Below are 17,268 nucleotides of genomic sequence, written 5' to 3' on the forward strand. Positions count from 1 at the left end.
AGAACTTGTCCCGTATCACTTAAATACTTGTCTCAGTTCTCCCAATGGGGTGAATGCAGTGAGAATACGTGCACCGGCCCACCTGCATACCGGAAACCCCGACCTCAGCGGGGACATGGGCAGACTCTACGGTACCGTCGGCTTTGCGATAGAAACTCCCTCACTGGAGCTGGAAATCAAGAAATCGGACAGGGATAGATCAAACGACGAGGATGCCCTTAGGTTTCTGAGGAGGTTCAGGGAATCTTACGACTTCCCTCCAGTTGAGGTTGTAGTTCACAGGTACATACCGAAGTGGGTGGGAGTCGGCTTTCACACTACCCTCGCGCTGACAATTGGAGTGGGTGTGTCCAGGCTCTACGGCCTTGAACTGTCCCTGGAAGATATCGCTTTGGCCATGCGCAGGGGGCTCATAACGGCCCTTGGTTTTTACGCGGTCAAAGTAGGGGGCTTCATATACGAAGGCGGCTTTCCCGTTGATAAGCGGGAAAAAGCTGTTCCACCACTGATATTTAGGGGAGAAATGCCCGAAGACTGGCTCCTTGTTGTGGCAATCCCAGAGACTCCGAGAAAAGCTCTGGCAGAGGTCAGAAAGAGAGAAGACGAAATACTTGGAAACCTGAAGAAGATGCCGCCGGAACTAGCGGACAGACTTTCAAGGATAGTCCTCATGAAGATCCTTCCATCCTTCGTTGAGAGGAACATCAAAACCTTTGGGGAAGGTCTCTACCAGTTCAACCATCTCCTTGGCGAGTTCTGGAGCGACTACCAGGAGAACGTTTACTGCTGTGACCTCGTGAACGAGGGGATAAAAGTCATGCTCGAAAAGGCTCACTGCGCCTGCCAGACGAGCTGGGGGCCGACTTTCTACGGCCTTGTGGATGGTATTGAACAGGCTGAAGCGCTCAGGGCTGAAGTTGAGGCTTTCCTGAGAGAGAACGGTGACGGTGGTGAGGTTTTCATCACGAAGGGCGACAACAGGGGGATGGTGGTGCTGGATGGTTAAGGCGGTTGGAATAGACTCCGGAACTAAGAGCATGGATCTCTTTGGTTTTGACGACCGGACTGGAGAGGTTATAGTTGACACATCCGTTGATAGGAACCGCGTTACCGAAAATCCCGGCATAATAATTGAAATTCTCAGGGAGGTTCAGGAGGAGTATGGGAAGATAGACGCTATAGTCGGCCCATGCGGCTACGGAATCCCTCTGAAGCCAGCAAGGGAAGCGACTGATGCCGAGATAGCTTTGGCCACTTTCATAACCGAGGCCGACGTTAGGAGAAGGCTCAAGATAGTTGGACTGAGGGAGCTAATGCTCATGATGAGGGAGGCTAAGGATCTTAACATCTACTTCACCCCTGGGGTTATACATCTCCCCACCGTTCCCGAGTGGAGGAAGGCCAACAGGATTGACCTCGGCACTGCTGACAAGGTATTCACAGCGGTCCTCTCCATCGTCAGGGAGGCGGAGCGGAAAAGGGTATCTTATGCTGAAACCAACCTCATAGCAGTCGAGATAGGCTTTGCATACACTTCTGCCATGGCAGTCAAAAACGGCCAGATAGTTGACGGTATGGCGGGCACCGCTGGATTTCCGGGCTACCTGGGGATGGGCTTCATGGACGGTGAGCTTGCCTATGCCTTAGCGAACGCTCTGGATGACTTCGGGAAGATGGTTCTCTTCCAGGGTGGCTCAGCATACGTAGCTGGAATAGATCCCTTCAGCGTTTCTCCAGAGGAGTTTGTCAAGCTAGCGAAGAAGGACGATGAAGTGAGGAATGGCTACGAGGCGATGGTAGAGGCCGTAGTCAAGGACGTCTTTGCACTGCTCCCCTCAGTGAAGCCTGATTCAATCTACCTGAGCGGCCGCTTCTCGAGGATTCCGGAGTTCTTCAGGGACGTTAAGGAGGCACTTGAAAACGCCTTCGGAACCTACGGTTTTTCCGTGGAAGTGCTTAAGCTTGAGAGTAGGGCAAAGGCGAAGGAAGCGGCGGAAGGAAGTGCAATAATAGCGAACGGCATAGCCGGCGGAGTTTATGCACCTCTGGTTGAGACGCTTAGGCTGAGGGAAAGCTCAGGCTCGATATTTGACTGGGTCAAGCTTAAGGAGAGGGAAAAGCTCAGGATATTCGAGAAACTGATAGTTTAGCCGAACTTTTTTGCCCTTAGGTTTTTATTCTCCCTCCTTGAATTTTTTCCGGTGGTGCTTATGGAGTTCAACCTCATAATCACGGGTGTCGGTGGTCAGGGAGGATTAACGCTCTCCAGAATAGTGGGAAACGCCGCGATGGTTGAGGGCTACAACGTTAGAATCGGCGAAACCCTCGGAATGAGCCAGCGCTACGGAAGCGTCCTCAGCTACCTCCGCTTCGGTGAGGAGGTTTATTCTCCACTAATCGAGGAAGGGCAGGCTGACCTAATGCTCGCCCTCGAACCCGCAGAAGCTTTGAGGAATGCTCGTTTCCTCGGGAAGAAGAGCGTTGCAATAATCAACGCCTATCCCATACACACAGCAACAACCCTCGTCGGCAAGGAGCGCTATCCGGAACTCGACAAGATAAGGGACGCGATAGGCAAAATCTGCCCAGTTTACATGTTCAACTTCCAGAAGGAAGCCGATAAAATAAACCCGAGAACCCTCGGAGTCCTCATGCTCGGCTACGCCTTCGGAAAGGACCTTGTCCCGCTCAAAAAGGAGAGCCTCTACGAGGGAATCAAAAAGACCCTCCGCGAGAAGCTCTGGGAGATAAACTTCAGGGCCCTTGAGAGGGGGATCGAGCTGGCCCGGGAATGAGGGCTTTTCTTTTCTTCATTCGTGGTGCCCTCTGAAGAATGTGTAGAACATCGCCGTCGCCAGGGCGTAGAGGGAGGCCGTGGCGTAGAAGGGGTAGCTTAGGGAAAGCGCGAAGAGGGCTCCCCCCATAGAGTTCCCGATTCCCCTCATGAAGGTTGAGAACGCCTGCTGAATTCCGCTGGCAGTTGCCTTCTCCTCCGTCTTGAAGAATCCCATCATGAAGGAGCTGTTTATCGGCCAGATGACGTTCATCAGGACTGCTCTGAGGACGTATAGGGTCCCGGCTAACGTGAACGTTCCTATCGATGGGAAGATAGCGAAGAGGAGCGTTGCTAGCCCCTGAAAGAGGGTAATGACTTTCACCGGCCCCATCTTCCTCACCAGTCCCGCAGACCGAAGGAGGTCAGCCCCATCGTCAGCTCCTGGAAGAAGTAGACGAGGCTTATCTCCCCCAGGCTTCGTCCAAAGCGCAGGTTGAAGTACAGCCCCATGAATGGTATGGTTATCCCTGCTCCGAGGCCTATGAGGGCGCTGGGAAGGGAGAACTTGAGGATCTTTGCCGCTAGGTCCCTCCTCCACCTTATCCTCTTTTCCCTCACTTGGACGTCCGAGACGAGCAGGAGGGCGGGGATCACGAAGACGAACTGAAGGGTTGAGAGGGAAAACGTTATCCTGTACGCTTCCACGGGGCTGAAACCCAGGGAAGTGAGCTTTTCCGGGAGAAAGCCGGCCAGTAGGACTCCAACCGAGTTGAACATCATCCCGAGTCCAAAGCTCCTTGAGAACGCCTCGTGCCTCTTTTCGTCCGGGATGAGCTCGCTCAAATATGCGTTGAAGTTTGGCTGTCTCAGCCCCATATTGATCCCGACCAGGATAAAGCCAGCCAAGAGGATCACGTTGCTGTCGTCAGCAACCTGAAGGGTTCTTCCGATCAGGCCGAGGAAAGCACTCAGGAGGAGCGTTTTTCTGTAGCCGAGCCTTAGTGAGAGGCCTCCAGCCAAGAGAAAGAAAATGCCTCCGACCAACGTCTGAACTGAGAAGAAGCCCCCTATCTCTTTCATCCCATAGCCTAAGGCCTTGAGATAGAAAGGCAGTATGAAGAATGAGAACCAGAGGAAGGTCTGACCCAGGGCGTTGGCGGTTATGATTATCCTCGCGTCCCTGCCGTACTCGGAGAGCATGTTGAAATATCTCTCATAGCGTTTATAATCTTATCGAAGCGCAAGTAGCGCTTTCCTTAGTTCAACTCTTTCTTCCTCACCCAGCCTGTTGCGCTCCCATCTCTCTTTCCTGTCGAGGTTCTCATCCTCTATGTCGAGTACCGCCTTCCTGACGCCTCCCCTCGGCTTCTCACAGTCCCCTCTCCACCGCGGGATGACGTGGACGTGGAGGTGTGGAACGGTCTGTCCTGCGGCTTCTCCGAGGTTCATGCCGACGTTGAAGCCGTCTGGGGATAGTGTCCTCTTTAGGGCTTCCATAGCCATTTCGATCTCCTTGATCATGGCCACCTTTTCCTCCTCTTCCAGCTCTTCGAGCCTCTCAACGTGCCTCGCGGGCACAACTAGGAGGTGTCCCCTGCTGGCTGGATATCCGTCTAGGAGGATCCTGATAAGCTCGTCTTCATAGAGAAGGCTTCCCTCACTCGGGTTGCAGAACGGACATTCCATTCTATCACCTACCAAAGGCTTAAAACCCGAAATTTTAACCCTTTCCATCGGTGGTGTCAATGGGTGAGGATCTTTCTCGGCTCCAGGGGACTTACAGGAAGCTGATGCTCGCGGGTCTCTTTCTGCTCCTGACGGCGTTCGGGCTCTTGATACTCAAGCCGTTCGGCACTGCTTCCATAGTGGTGGGGGCACTGCTCTTTCCCGTGGCCATGGTTCCGCTGGAGCTGGCCAGGAGAGCGGCTCAGAGACTCGCCCTTATGGCCATTAACAGCATGGAATAAATAGAAAAGCTTAATTATCAAGCTGAAAAATGAGTGTTGGGAGGTGATTGGGATGGCGTTCGTACCACCGCAGGCTGGTTACGACAGGGCTATAACCGTTTTCAGCCCTGATGGCAGGCTCTTCCAGGTCAACTATGCTAGGGAAGCAGTGAAGCGCGGTGCCACCGCCGTCGGCGTTAAGTGGAAGGACGGTGTGGTTCTCGCGGTGGAAAAGAGGATAACGAGCAGGTTGATTGAACCGAGCAGCTATGAGAAGATATTCCAGATAGACGATCACATCGCGGCCGCCCCGAGCGGCATCATAGCCGATGCCAGGGTTTTAGTTGATAGGGCGAGGCTCGAGGCTCAAATCTACAGGCTCACTTATGGCGAGCCGGTCCCGCTCACCGTTCTGGTGAAGAAGATCTGCGACCTTAAACAGGCCCACACCCAGTACGGCGGTGTGAGGCCCTTCGGAGCGGCCCTGCTTATGGCCGGTGTCAACGAGAAGCCCGAGCTGTACGAGACGGATCCGAGCGGTGCCTACTTCGAGTGGAAGGCCGTCGCTATCGGAAGCGGCAGGAACACGGCTATGGCGATCTTCGAGGAGCACTACAGCGACGACATCGACATGGATGGGGCCGTAAAGCTGGCTGTACTCGCTCTAGCCAAAACCCTCGAGGAGCCGAGCGCGGAGGGAATAGAGGTTGCCTACATAACCACAGAAGACAAGCGCTGGAAGAAGCTCTCCAGGGAAGACGTTGAAAAGTACCTCAAGGGAATCCTTGAGGAGCTCAAAGAGGAAGAGGTCGAGGAGAAGGAAGAGGACTACTCCGAACTCGACCAGAACTACTGAGGTGACGGGCGATGCCCATAAGCGTTGATAAAGCCGTCATCGCCCGTCTGAAGACGCACGGCGAGACCTTTGAGATACTGGTGGACCCCTACTTAGCTAGGGACTTCAAGGAGGGCAAGGAGGTTCCCATGGAAGAAATCCTCGCCACCCCTTACGTTTTCAAGGACGCCCACAAGGGGGACAAGGCGAGCGAGCACGAGATGGAGAAGATATTCGGAACGAGCGACCCCTACGAGGTCGCCAAGGTTATCCTCAAGAAGGGGGAGGTTCAGCTCACAGCGGAGCAGAGAAGGCAGATGATCGAGGAGAAGAGGCGCTACATAGCGACGGTGATACACAGGCACGCCGTTGACCCGAGGACTGGCTATCCTCACCCCGTCGACAGGATCCTCCGCGCCATGGAAGAGGCAGGAGTTCACGTCGATCTCTTCAAGGATGCAGAGGCGCAGGTTCCGGGAGTTATCAAGGCCATAAGGCCCATCCTTCCGCTGAAGCTTGAGATGAAGGTGGTGGCCGTTAAGATACCGAGCGACTACGTGGGTAAAGCCTACGGGGAAGTCAGGAAGTTCGGCAGCATAAAGCGGGAGGAATGGGCGAGCGACGGCTCCTGGATGTTCCTGATTGAGATTCCTGGAGGGGTCGAGGAGGAGTTTTATGAGAAGTTGAACGCCCTCACGAAGGGCACCGCCGTAACTAAACTGATAGAGAGGAAGGGAATATGAGGAGAGTTTTTGTAAAACCCCGGGAGTTAGTGGTTCCAGGGACGCTACTGGCGCAGGGCCCCTTCAAAAGCGGAAGGGGAACATTTAGAGAAGGCAACAGGATCTACTCAACGGTAGTTGGTCTCGTTGAGGTCAGGGGAGATCTCATAAGGGTAATACCCCTTGAGGGTCCCTACATGCCTGAAGTTGGGGACAACGTTCTGGGCAAGATAATCGACGTTAAGTTCTCGGCTTGGTCAGTGGACATAGGAGCCCCCTACCAGGCCAGCCTCCGTGTTCAAGATGCGGTTGAGGAAAGGATCGATCTCATGAAGACCGATTTGAGGAAGATCTTTGACATAGGGGACATAATCTACGCCCGGATTAAGGCTTACAACGAAGTGAACCAGATAGACCTGACCACAAAAGGAATGCCGTTCAGGGGAGGTCCCCTCAGAGGAGGGAGGCTCGTCACCATAACGCCCTCAAAGGTTCCGAGGGTTATAGGAAAGGGCGGCTCAATGATAAACACGATAAAGAAGCTCACTAGAACGCGCATAATAGTCGGTCAGAACGGCTGGGTCTGGGTCAGCGGAAAGAACGAGGAACTGGAGAACCTCGCCGTTGAGGCCATACTCAAGGTGAACAGGGAAAGCCACACGCAGGGCCTCACCGACAGGGTTAAGGAGTTCCTCCTTTCTAGACTCCAGGACCTCAAAGAGCGGGGAGTGATCGATGAGATTCCCCAGCTGGATGAGGATAACGAAGGTGAAGGACAATGATGGGTAGGCCTGAGGGTTTGAAGCTCATCGATGAGAACGGGAGAAGGGTTGACGGGAGAAAGAAGTACGAACTCAGACCCCTCAAGATGGAGGTGGGGGTTCTCAAGAACGCCGACGGTTCGGCCTACGTTGAGTGGGGGAAGAACAAGATACTGGCTGCCGTCTACGGCCCGAGGGAGATACATCCCAAGCACCTCCAGAGGCCGGACATGGCCGTCCTTAGGGTCAGGTACAACATGGCCCCCTTCAGCGTTGAGGAGAGGAAGAAGCCGGGTCCGGACAGAAGGAGCGTCGAGATAAGCAAGGTCATAAAGGGTGCCCTTGAGCCCGCGCTGATCCTTGAGATGTTCCCGAGAACCGTTATTGACGTATTCATCGAGGTTCTCCAGGCCGATGCAGGAACAAGGGTTGCCGGAATAACCGCCGCTTCCCTGGCTTTAGCTGATGCGGGCGTTCCGATGAGGGATCTTGTGGCAGCATGCGCAGCCGGGAAGATCGATGGGGAGATAGTCCTTGACCTCAACAAGGACGAGGACAACTACGGCGAGGCGGACGTTCCTGTTGCGATAATGCCGCTCAAGAACGACATAACCCTCCTTCAGATGGACGGCTATCTCACCAAAGAGGAGTTCATGGAGGCGGTGAGGCTGGCCATCAAGGGCGCCAAGGCGGTCTACCAGAAGCAGAGGGAAGCGCTGAAGGAGAAGTACCTCAGGATAGCCCAGGAGGTGGCCGGGAATGAGTGATGTGGAGATAATGGCGGGCATAATCCGGGACAGGATAGTCAGCCTCCTCAAAGAAGGGAAGAGGATAGACGGCAGGGGTTTCGAGGATTACAGGGACATCGAGATTAAGACCGGCATCATAGAAAAGGCGGAAGGTTCTGCGTGGGTCAGGCTCGGCGATACCAGGGTTCTCGTCGGAATAAAAATCGACGTCGGAGAGCCTTTCCCGGATCTTCCGGACAAGGGTGTAATGACTACCAATGTTGAACTCGTCCCGCTCGCTTCGCCAACGTTTGAACCGGGACCTCCCGATGAGAGGGCCATTGAGCTCGCCCGCGTCGTTGACAGGGGTATAAGGGAGAGCGGGGCGGTGGAGCTTGAGAAGCTCGTAATAGTCCCGGGCAAACTCGTCAGGGTGGTTTTCATCGACGTCCACGTCCTTGACCACGACGGAAACCTCTTCGATGCAACTGGCCTCGCCGCCATGGCTGCTCTCCTGACCACAAGGGTGCCCAAGGTTGAGTACAACGAGGAGACTGGCGAGCTTGTTAAGCTGGATGAGTACGAACCACTGCCCGTGAGGCACATACCATTACCAGTCACCTTCGCCAAGATAGGCTCCAGCATAATAGTCGATCCCAACCTGGACGAAGAAACCGTCATGGACAGCAGGATAACCGTTACCACAGACGAGACTGGACATATTTCAGCGGTTCAGAAGGGTGAAGGTGGCTCTTTCAAGCTTGAGGAGGTTATGTACGCCGTTGATACGGCTATAAAGAAGGCTGAGGAGCTCAGAAAGATTCTCCTTGAGGCGGTCGGTTCATCCTGACCCCTTTAATTTTGCCGCCCCTTTGGGAAAGAAATATAAACATTGGAGTGCATAAAAGTTCAGCTTTCGTTACGATCAAACCCCGGGGTGAAAAATATGGGATTGTTCGATGGAATTATCAAGAAAGGCGAAAAGGAAAAGCCGAAGAAAAAACCTCCCGCGGTTAAAGAGGCAGTTTCGGGTAAGGAAGAGAAGCCACTGCCAAAGGACGTTGAGGTAATACCGCTCGAGGAGGACGTTCTTGCGAGGGAGATCGTAAAGCCTCAGATCAGGTACATACGGAAGATAATAGTCACCAGCTACTCCGACCTTGAGAGGATCTCAGAGGAGCTCCAGAACGGGAACCTCGTCCTCGTTGACCTGAGCCCCCTTGAGATAAAGCCCGACATCCTTGAGAAAGTCGTCGAGCAGATCAAGGGTATGACCTCGGCCCTCGGCGGCCAGGTTGCCAAGGTCTGCAAGTCCGAGATAAGGCTCCTCCTCACTCCGGAGGACATAAAGCTCGCCAAGTGATCTTCCTCGTTTTGATCTCTTCGATTTTCTCAGTGCCTCACATTTATAAACCTCTTTTCCATTTCCAAGCCGGTGGTGAGAATGGCTGAGAAGCGCGAGAAAGAGCCCACTCCCGATGACGTTCAGGTCATCTCCCTCGGCGACTGCCCGATATGCGGTGGGAAGGGCACGCTCAAGGCCATCCAGTACGTCCATGAGATTCCCTACTTCGGAAAGGTCATGGAGAGCACGATAATCTGCGAGAAATGCGGCTACCGCAATGCCGACGTCATGATCCTGGAGGACAGACCTCCGAAGCTCTACACCGTAAAGGTTGAGGAGGAGAAGGACCTCTTCACGAGGATGGTCAGGAGCAAGAGCGGGACGATAGAGCTTGACGAGATCGGCGTCAAGATCGAACCGGGTCCTGCAGCCGAGGGCTTCATCACGAACGTCGAGGGTGTTCTGGAGCGCGTTAGGGAGACCCTGCTGATGGCCAAGGAGTTCAAGCGGCAGGAGGGCGACGAAGAGGCGGTGAAGAGGGCGGATGAGATCCTCGAGTACATCAAAGAAGTCAAGGAGGGCAAGAAGCCCCTAACCGTCAGGATAATGGACCCCCTCGGCAACAGCGCCCTGGTGGGCGAGAAGGTCAAGAGCAGGCTCCTAACGCAGGAGGAGATAGACTCCCTCAGCCTCGGTCCGTACGTTAAGGTTGAACCTGAGGATTCCAGTGGCGGGAAGGATCAGGGGAGGAGCTCCGGGGAGGGGGTTAGAGATAGAGAGCTTCCCTCGTCATGAGGTCTTCAATCAGATTTTTCACCCACTCCTTCCTCGTTCTCCTTGAGAGGTGTATGACGCCCTCGACGTGAACACCGTATCGCTCCTTCATTTCCTCCCTGCTCATCGGTTCTTTGAACAGGAAGGGCCTCTCTATCGTGAAGGCGTATCCGAAGTCCTTTATGTACTCCCCAAGCCATTTCTTTCCGTTCTCGCCGTGGACGAGAGCTAACCCGCTTGTTTCTTTGGTCATCTCCCACAGGGTATCGAGGTCGGCCTTGATGACCTCCCCTACCTCGAAGCCTCCCGCTATCGTTCCCCTTTTTGTAAGCGTCTGCTCCTCGTGGAGGCCGAGCCTCCTGAGTGTGTCCCTCAACTCGTAGGGGTTTCCCCTTGCCACGTAGAGGAAAACGAGATCACCCTCGTTGAAGGCCCTTCTCTTCCTCAGCTCCACCGTCTTCAATCCCCTGAATATCAGCTCCGCGTAGACCTGGTGGAGGGCTATGACGTGCTCCATGCTCTTTCCACCGTTCCATAGCTTGATGAAGGATTAAAAAGGGTTGCGCGCAATTTCGTTGTGGGGGGCATATCGATTTGAAGATGGACTCGTGATAAAGCTGGAAAAAAGAAAGTCAGATCTTCCGAGTGGGGCAAATCTTAAAAATGGTTTGTTACTTATTGTCAGAGTGGTGGATGTTTAGTGATTGTGGTTAAAAAATATCGGCACTACGACAGAAAAGCTGCAACGGCTTCTCTAGCCCTCTCGGTCTTGCTGTTCGCCCTTTTCGTATTGTTCATAGCCCCCTTCACATCCTCAGCGCTTGTGGGGGCACTTTTTGGTGGAATGGTCCTGGGACCTCTAGTTGGGGTGGCGATGCGCGGGAAACCGGCGCTAAGGATAACCAACGGTGAAAAGACCTGTGACCTGATTTACTGGTATGATGTGGATACTCCAGTTCTCTCCGTTTTGGAAGATGGCTACAGCTCGCGGGAGCTTCGCCTGAAGGAACCCATTGAAACAGCGGTGTGCGATATCCCAATCCGCGCCTACCTCACCCCAACTAAGCTTGGGACCACACGGGTTGTGGTGGAGATCGAAGGGGAGAGGTATTACCTTCCATAGATAGGTTTTCTCGGAAAAATGTTGGGGAGAATACGCAGTCCGGTTCAGTCCTCTAGCATCATCGAGGCCTTTATGATGTCGCTCACGACACCGCTGGCGGTCTCCTTAAGCCCCGCTCCGGCCCCTCTTATAACCAGCTCCCCAAGGAGGTCGGTCCATACCACTGCGGCGTTTTCGTGGCTTTCAACTGCCAGCGGACTGTCAAGGGGAACCTCCTTGGGCTCGACGGTTATCTTCCCCCTCTCGACCGTCGCGACGAGTCTTATCGTTTTCCCCTTCTTTCTGGCTCTCTGTACCTCCCCTGCAGTTACCTCCGCTATGCCCCTGACCTTTGCCTCGTTAAACGTTACTGGCCCAAAGGCGACGCAGTGTAGTATCGTCGCCTTGTAGCCTACGTCTGTTCCCAAAACGTCGCCGCTTGGATCCCTCTCTGCTATTCCAAGTCTTTGAGCCTGTCTCAGGGCATCCTCGAACTCAACTCCCACCTCCATCCTGCTCAGGATAAACGTTGTTGTTGCGTTGAGAACGGCCTCTATCCTCTGAACCGTATCTCCGAGCAGGCTCTCGCGCAGGATGCCTATTATCGGCGTTCCCGCCATGACTGTCGCCTCGAAGAGGTAGGGACGGCTCCTCTTCTCTGCCTCCTTTGTTAGCTCGGAATAGTGAAACGCGAGGGGCGGCTTGTTGCTTGTGACGACGGCCTTTCCGTCCTTGAGTGCCGCAAGCTGCCACTTCCAGGCCTCCTTGTCGTTAGTGACGTCGACGGCGATATCCGCTTCTATTTCCCGGACGGCCTTCTCCGGCGTGAAGTCGTAGACCTCATAGTCGTTGGTCCAGGATGAGAGCTTTCCGAGGGTCTCCTTTATCAGGAGAGCCTCCCTCAGGTCTATCCCCTCAGGAAGCCAGACCACTCCGCTTCTGTCCGCCACGCTGACTACCTTAAACTCCAGTCCGTACCTCTCGCGGAAGAGGGCTTTCTTTTCAAGGAGAACCCTCGCGATGGCCCTTCCAACGTTTCCAAAACCGAAGAGGGAAAGCTTTACCTCCAACTGCACCACCTTTGAGAAGGGAGAAAAGGAACTTAAAAGCTCACTTATTGAGGATGACCTTTATTATGTCCATGTCTCTGACGATGCCGACGAGTTCTCCCTCGCCCCTGATGACGGGCAGCTGTTCGATGTGATACTGAACCATCTTTTGAGCCACGTCGTAGACGCTCATGTGGGGTGTTGCAACAATGAGCTCGCGGTTCATTATATCCTCGACCGGCTTCATTGGGAGCTGGAGCTCGGCCTTCTCAAACAGCAGTGTTGGGTTGCTCTCGAGCATCCACTCCTCCTCGCTTAAAGCGGCCAGGGATGTCTGCTTCATAACTCTGACGACCTCGCTGTCCTTGAGGATGTCCGTTTCGTCCACCATGCCAACGAGGTTGCCGTCGTCGTCGATGACGGGTATGGCCATGGCATTGCAGAGCAGGAGCGCCTTGAGTGCAGCCTTGAGCGGTGTTCCGCGCCACACGACGCCTACGTTCTTCTGGTAGTATCTCTCTATCGTCACGTCCTTCAGCTTCTCGTTCTTTGCCAGATAGCGCCTCACTATATCGCCGACGGTGAGGATACCAACGACCTTTCCGTCATCATCAACGACTACCACCCTGCGGTAGTCCATATCGAGCATCTTCCTAACTGCCTTCTTAAGGTCGTCGTCCGGCTTTACGACTGGCACCTCACGCCTTATGAGCATCGCGAGCTGATCCTCATCTGGATGGAGGAGAACACGCTTGATGCTTATTATCCCTGCGAGCTGACCGGTCTTTTTGTTAACAACCGGAAACGCCCTGACCTTGTGCTTTTTGAAGAGTTCAAGGGCGTAGCTCCTGGTTGCCGGAAGTTCGATAACCACTGGATCCTTCGTCATTATCGTCTTTACCCTCATGCTCACCACCGCTTAACCTAAAGAGGCGTCCTATTATTTAAGGTTTTGTTTTGGGCCGAGAAAAATAGTGGGGGGTGAAAAATAAAACCCTCAGCCGAGCAGGGCCAGGAAGACTCCAGCTACAACGGCGGTTCCAATAACTCCTGCAACGTTTGGTCCCATGGCGTGCATGAGGATGAAGTTCCCTGGATCCTCTTCGCTGGCTATCCTCTGGACGACCCTTGCCGCCATGGGCACCGCTGAAACACCTGCCGCGCCGACCATCGGGTTGATCTTTCCGCCGCTCATCTTCATCATGAACTTTCCGAAGAGGACTCCACCGGCCGTCGCGCTTGCGAAGGCGATGACACCGAGGCCGAGTATCTCAAGGGTCTGGGTTGTGAGGAAGCTCTCCGCCCTCATAGTTGAGCCGACGCCGAGGCCGAGGAAGATCGTGACGATGTTCATCAGCTCCTCCTGGGCGGCTTTACTCAAGCGCTCGACGACGCCGCTCTCCCTGAAGAGGTTGCCTATCATGAGCATGCCTATCAGCGGTGCGGCGCTCGGGACGAGGAGGCCTATGACTATCATGGTGATTATTGGGAAGAGTATCTTCTCCCTCTTGGATACCGGCCTGAGCTGCTCCATGCGGATTCTCCTTTCTTCCGGAGTCGTTAGCGCCTTTATGATGGGTGGCTGAATGAGCGGGACGAGGCTCATGTATGAGTAGGCAGCCACGGCAGTTGCCGCCAGTATCTCAGGGGCAAGCTTCGTTGTGAGGTATATCGTAGTTGGACCGTCGGCTCCTCCGATGATTCCTATGCTCGCCGACTGGTTGAGGTTGAAGCCGAGAGCTAAGGCTGTGAGCATCGCTATGAACACACCTATCTGTGCTGCCGCGCCCATCAGCGCCGTCTTTGGATCCGCTATCATCGGCCCGAAGTCGGTCATTGCCCCGAGGCCGAAGAATATGAGGAGCGGAACAACCTCCGTCTTCACTAGGAGGTAGTAGATGAGGTCGAACAGACCAGGAGCGCCGTAGTGATCACTCATGTAGGATATGGTCTTGAAGATGCTCTCGCTGACGTTCTCTGGCAGGTTCACGGCAACGGGCCAGTTGGCTATGCCGCTCAGAGGCAGATTGACCAGCACTGCGGTTATGCCTATTGGGAGGAGCAGGAGCGGCTCCATCTCGTACCTGATGGCTAGATAAACCAGTGTCAGGCCCACTATTATCATGATGACGTTCCCTACCGTGAGATGAAGGAGGCCGAGGGTGTTGATGAAGTCTAGGAACGTTGCCATGGCTCTTCACCCGATTTCTATTAGTGGGTCGCCGGTGTTTACGGTGTCGCCTTCTTTTACTAGGATTTTCTTTATTGTGCCGTCTTTTGGTGCTGGGATTTCGTTTTCCATTTTCATTGCTTCGAGAATGAGTAGTCCTTGGCCGGTCTTGACTTGTTCTCCTTCTTTGACTAGTATTCTGAGGATTTTTCCGGGCATTGGGGCTGTGACGACTCCTTCGCCAGTGGCGGCTGGAGCTGGTGAGGGTGCTGCTGGGGCTGCTGGAGCAGCGGGAACCGGAGCAGACGAAGGAACAACAGGAGCAGGGGTAGCTGTAGCTGAAACGGTTGTAGTGCCTGTGGGGGCGCTGAGGGTGCTCACGTCTATTCCCAATCCCTGGGCTTCGACGGTGTATTCCTTGTCCTCAAAGCTCACCTTGAATTTTCCTCCGGGGAGTTCCTCAACCTCAACCTCGTACTCAACACCATCAACGATGACCTTGACCTTGGCCATTTTCACCACTTCCCCATCTCGTAGTTGAAATCTTCAACTTCTTCCATCTGGCTCTGGACGCCGTAGAGGCGCCAGGCGTCTGAAACCTTCCTCCTGAAGGGCAGGGGTCTGAGCTGGCTCACCTTCTCCGCGGTGTAAGCAAGCACTGCCGCTGTTATAACTGCCAGATCCCTCGGCGGTATCGTCGGCTTCCTCTCCTCGATCTTAGCGGCTGGAGTTGGGGTCGGTGTGGGGAGGGGAGTTGGTTTCTCCTTCTCCACCAGCCTTCTCTCGAGCCAGCCGACGAAGTAGAGGATCAGGGCTAGGATTCCGAGTATTGCGAAGACGACCGTGACACCGATTACAGTTATCCACCCGCCTTCGACGAGCTGGGCCATGTCCATTCTTCACACCTCACAGCGGTATGTTGCCGTGCTTCTTCGGTGGGAGCTTTACCCTCTTGCTCTCGAGGGCTTCGAGGGCCATAACGACCTTCGCCCTGGTCTTGGCTGGATCGATAACGTCGTCGATGTATCCGCGCGAAGCGGCCACGTAGGGGTTGGCGAACTTGTCGCGGTACTCTGCTATCTTCTGCTGCCTGACTTCCTCGGGGTTCTCGGCAGCAGCTATCTCCTTCCTGAATATGATGTTCGCCGCTCCCTCAGGGCCCATAACGGCTATCTCCGCGGTGGGCCAGGCGAAGACGAAGTCGGCACCGAGGTGCTTGCTTCCCATAGCTAAGTAAGCCCCACCGTAGGCTTTTCTGAGGATGACGGTGACCATCGGAACCGTTGCCTCAGCGTAGGCGTAGAGAACCTTGGCTCCGTGCCTTATGATCCCACCATATTCTTGTTGGGTTCCTGGCAAATAGCCCGGAACGTCGACGAGGGTAACTATCGGTATGTTGAAGGCGTCGCACGTCCTCACGAAGCGCGCTATCTTGTCGGAGCTGTCTATGTCGAGGACTCCTGCGAAGTGGATCGGGTTGTTTGCCACTATTCCAACCGTCTGGCCGTTCATCCTTCCGAAGCCGACAACAGCGTTCGGTGCGAAATATGGGAGTATCTCAAGGAAGTCCGGGTTGCCGTTTTCGTCCCTGTCGACTATCTCGTAGATGACCTGCCTCACGTCGTAGCCCTTGTTCGGGTCGTCCGGGACGATGCTGTAGAGGTTCTCGGTCTTCCTGAATGGTAAATCGTTCGTCTTAACCCTCGGCGGCTTCTCCATATTGTTTGACGGCAGATAACCAACGAGGCGCCTTATCAACGCGAGAACTTCCTCGTCGCTCTTGCCTATGAGGTGGGCCTGTCCGCTCTTCTGGGCGTGAACCATCGCACCTCCGAGCTGTATCGGTGTAACCTCGACTCCAGTGACCGCCTTGACGACCTGCGGGCCGGTGATGAACATGAAGCTCGCCGGGTTGTCGACCATCAGGATGAAGTCACCGATGGCAGGGCTGTAAACTGCACCGCCGGCACAGGGACCCATAATCGCTGTGATCTGCGGAACCACGCCGCTGAGAAGCGTGTTCATCTTGAAGATGTCGCCGTATCCCTTGAGCGAGTCGACGCCCTCCTGAATTCTCGCTCCACCGGAGTCGTTGAGGCCTATAACCGGGGCACCGGCTTCTAGGGCCAGCTCCATTATGCGTTTTATCTTCGCTGCATGCATCTCTCCGAGCGAACCGCCCATGACGGTGAAGTCCTGGGCGTAGACGAAGACGAGCCTTCCGTCGATGGTTCCGTAGCCGGTGATGACTCCATCGGCCGGAAGCTCCTTCTTGTCGAGGCCGAACTCGGTACCGCGGTGCTTCACGAACATGCCTATCTCAACGAAGCTTCCGGGGTCGAGGAGCTTTTCGATCCTCTCCCTGGCGGTGAGCTTTCCCTTGGCATGCTGCTTTTCAACGGCCTTTTCGCCGCCCATTTCCATGATCTTCTTCTTCCTCTCATACAGTTCGCTAACCTTTTCCTCCATGCCCATGAGAACTCCCCCTGGGATTAACTGGGCCCTTGTAGTTTGTAAAGTTTAAAAGGGTTTTCAAGGAAATTCGGGCGGTCTAAAATTGGATATTTTGTCCAACTAGTTCATGAGGAAATTGAAAAAGAATGAAATCACAGGTGCGCTATTGGGGTCTCGGCTCCACAGGCCTCGCACTTGAGGAAGTGGAAGCGGTCCTTCTTGATGATCTTTGTGTCCGGGCTTCCACAGACCGGACAGATAACGAACTCCTTGAGGTACTTCTTGAGCTTGTTCCCTATGAGGTACGGTGTAAAGCGGCCCTGGAGTATGGCCCTCCTTCCCTCTATCGTTCCCGCCGTGGCAACCTCCCTGAGGATGAACTTGAGGAGGTGGTTGGGGTCTCGGTTCATGGCTTCTGCTATGTCCACGAAGTTCTCGATGATCGTCCTGTTGCCGGCTATCGTGACCTGGGCGGCGGGAACTTCAAAACGTGAGCGGTGGTGCTTCACGTTCTCGGGAAGCTCCTCGTAAGCCTTATCCAAAAGGCCCTCGAAATCGTAAAAGTCGACCTTTTTCTCGCTCATCCCTCTCACCTCCATCATAGCT

General features: G+C 54.5%; 21 protein-coding genes and 1 pseudogene. 12 read left to right on the plus strand and 10 right to left on the minus strand.

Features of this window, described 5'->3' with window-relative positions; translation table 11 throughout:
* Positions 1–58: 58 nt before the first annotated feature.
* The 3 genes from A3L09_RS02270 to A3L09_RS02280 are packed head-to-tail and all read left to right on the plus strand — an operon-like array spanning position 59 to position 2,795.
* Positions 59–1,006, plus strand: a complete 948-nt coding sequence (locus A3L09_RS02270; RefSeq protein ID WP_198362281.1) for a beta-ribofuranosylaminobenzene 5'-phosphate synthase family protein — start codon at positions 59–61, stop codon at positions 1,004–1,006.
* Positions 999–2,150, plus strand: coding sequence for a DUF1464 family protein (locus A3L09_RS02275; protein WP_088857439.1), 1,152 nt, complete (start codon positions 999–1,001; stop codon positions 2,148–2,150). The genes A3L09_RS02270 and A3L09_RS02275 overlap by 8 nt, the downstream gene beginning before the upstream one ends.
* Before the next feature lie 60 nt (positions 2,151–2,210).
* Positions 2,211–2,795, plus strand: a complete 585-nt coding sequence (locus A3L09_RS02280; protein WP_088857440.1) for an indolepyruvate oxidoreductase subunit beta — start codon at positions 2,211–2,213, stop codon at positions 2,793–2,795.
* A gap of 15 nt (positions 2,796–2,810) precedes the next feature.
* Here A3L09_RS02280 and A3L09_RS02285 read toward each other — a convergent pair.
* A pseudogene (locus tag A3L09_RS02285) lies at positions 2,811–3,976 on the minus strand (MFS transporter).
* 30 nt (positions 3,977–4,006) lie between these two features.
* Entirely contained in the window at positions 4,007–4,462 is a 456-nt protein-coding gene (locus A3L09_RS02290; RefSeq protein WP_088857441.1) for an HIT family protein, read from the minus strand.
* Positions 4,463–4,521: 59 nt separating this feature from the next.
* On the opposite strand from A3L09_RS02290, the gene A3L09_RS02295 reads away from it, so the two are divergent.
* The 8 genes from A3L09_RS02295 (at position 4,522) to A3L09_RS02330 (ending at position 9,908) form a co-directional block, all read left to right on the plus strand.
* Positions 4,522–4,743, plus strand: coding sequence for a hypothetical protein (locus tag A3L09_RS02295; protein WP_088857442.1), 222 nt, complete (start codon positions 4,522–4,524; stop codon positions 4,741–4,743).
* A gap of 52 nt (positions 4,744–4,795) precedes the next feature.
* Complete coding sequence (psmA, locus tag A3L09_RS02300) at positions 4,796–5,578, plus strand: archaeal proteasome endopeptidase complex subunit alpha (RefSeq protein ID WP_088857443.1); 783 nt, start codon at positions 4,796–4,798, stop codon at positions 5,576–5,578.
* Positions 5,579–5,589: 11 nt separating this feature from the next.
* The gene (locus A3L09_RS02305; RefSeq protein ID WP_088857444.1) at positions 5,590–6,300 is read left to right on the plus strand and encodes a ribosome assembly factor SBDS; all 711 of its coding nucleotides are present in this window, start codon (positions 5,590–5,592) and stop codon (positions 6,298–6,300) included.
* The gene (gene rrp4, locus A3L09_RS02310) at positions 6,297–7,061 is read left to right on the plus strand and encodes an exosome complex RNA-binding protein Rrp4 (protein ID WP_088857445.1); all 765 of its coding nucleotides are present in this window, start codon (positions 6,297–6,299) and stop codon (positions 7,059–7,061) included. Before A3L09_RS02305 ends, rrp4 begins: the two co-directional genes overlap by 4 nt.
* A complete protein-coding gene (rrp41, locus tag A3L09_RS02315; RefSeq protein ID WP_088857446.1) occupies positions 7,058–7,807 on the plus strand; it encodes an exosome complex exonuclease Rrp41 in 750 nt (249 codons plus the stop codon). The genes rrp4 and rrp41 overlap by 4 nt, the downstream gene beginning before the upstream one ends.
* Positions 7,800–8,618: an exosome complex protein Rrp42 gene (rrp42, locus tag A3L09_RS02320; RefSeq protein WP_088857447.1), complete on the plus strand. Its 819-nt coding sequence runs from the start codon at positions 7,800–7,802 to the stop codon at positions 8,616–8,618. The genes rrp41 and rrp42 overlap by 8 nt, the downstream gene beginning before the upstream one ends.
* Positions 8,619–8,714: 96 nt before the next feature.
* Positions 8,715–9,131 carry a cell division protein SepF gene (locus A3L09_RS02325; protein ID WP_088857448.1) on the plus strand — a complete coding sequence of 139 codons (417 nt, stop codon included), beginning with the start codon at positions 8,715–8,717 and terminating at the stop codon, positions 9,129–9,131.
* 81 nt (positions 9,132–9,212) lie between these two features.
* Positions 9,213–9,908 (plus strand): ZPR1 zinc finger domain-containing protein, encoded by a 696-nt coding sequence (locus A3L09_RS02330; RefSeq protein ID WP_088857449.1) that lies wholly within the window; start codon positions 9,213–9,215, stop codon positions 9,906–9,908.
* On the opposite strand, the gene A3L09_RS02335 is transcribed toward A3L09_RS02330, so the two are convergent.
* Entirely contained in the window at positions 9,880–10,404 is a 525-nt protein-coding gene (locus tag A3L09_RS02335; protein WP_088857450.1) for an ASCH domain-containing protein, read from the minus strand. The two genes, A3L09_RS02330 and A3L09_RS02335, sit on opposite strands and share 29 nt — an antisense overlap.
* A 183-nt stretch (positions 10,405–10,587) precedes the next feature.
* Between A3L09_RS02335 and A3L09_RS02340 the strand changes: the two genes are divergently transcribed.
* Positions 10,588–11,010, plus strand: a complete 423-nt coding sequence (locus tag A3L09_RS02340; RefSeq protein ID WP_088857451.1) for a hypothetical protein — start codon at positions 10,588–10,590, stop codon at positions 11,008–11,010.
* 44 nt (positions 11,011–11,054) lie between these two features.
* Here the strand turns inward: A3L09_RS02340 and A3L09_RS02345 are convergent, their stop codons facing one another.
* From A3L09_RS02345 to A3L09_RS02375, 7 genes are all read right to left on the minus strand, one after another.
* Positions 11,055–12,059 carry a homoserine dehydrogenase gene (locus A3L09_RS02345; RefSeq protein ID WP_088857452.1) on the minus strand — a complete coding sequence of 335 codons (1,005 nt, stop codon included), beginning with the start codon at positions 12,057–12,059 and terminating at the stop codon, positions 11,055–11,057.
* A 40-nt stretch (positions 12,060–12,099) separates the two neighbouring features.
* Positions 12,100–12,945 (minus strand): CBS domain-containing protein, encoded by an 846-nt coding sequence (locus A3L09_RS02350; RefSeq protein WP_088857453.1) that lies wholly within the window; start codon positions 12,943–12,945, stop codon positions 12,100–12,102.
* Positions 12,946–13,035: 90 nt separating this feature from the next.
* A complete protein-coding gene (locus A3L09_RS02355) occupies positions 13,036–14,229 on the minus strand; it encodes a sodium ion-translocating decarboxylase subunit beta (RefSeq protein WP_088857454.1) in 1,194 nt (397 codons plus the stop codon).
* Between the two features lie 6 nt (positions 14,230–14,235).
* Positions 14,236–14,721 (minus strand): acetyl-CoA carboxylase biotin carboxyl carrier protein subunit, encoded by a 486-nt coding sequence (locus A3L09_RS02360; protein ID WP_088857455.1) that lies wholly within the window; start codon positions 14,719–14,721, stop codon positions 14,236–14,238.
* Positions 14,722–14,723: 2 nt separating this feature from the next.
* Complete coding sequence (locus A3L09_RS02365) at positions 14,724–15,098, minus strand: OadG family protein (RefSeq protein ID WP_088858954.1); 375 nt, start codon at positions 15,096–15,098, stop codon at positions 14,724–14,726.
* 16 nt (positions 15,099–15,114) lie between these two features.
* Complete coding sequence (locus tag A3L09_RS02370) at positions 15,115–16,683, minus strand: carboxyl transferase domain-containing protein (RefSeq protein WP_088857456.1); 1,569 nt, start codon at positions 16,681–16,683, stop codon at positions 15,115–15,117.
* Positions 16,684–16,814: 131 nt separating this feature from the next.
* The gene (locus A3L09_RS02375; protein ID WP_088857457.1) at positions 16,815–17,246 is read right to left on the minus strand and encodes a translation initiation factor IF-2 subunit beta; all 432 of its coding nucleotides are present in this window, start codon (positions 17,244–17,246) and stop codon (positions 16,815–16,817) included.
* Positions 17,247–17,268: the final 22 nt, after the last annotated feature.

It is taken from the genome of Thermococcus profundus (genome assembly GCF_002214585.1).
Taxonomy (GTDB): domain Archaea; phylum Methanobacteriota_B; class Thermococci; order Thermococcales; family Thermococcaceae; genus Thermococcus; species Thermococcus profundus.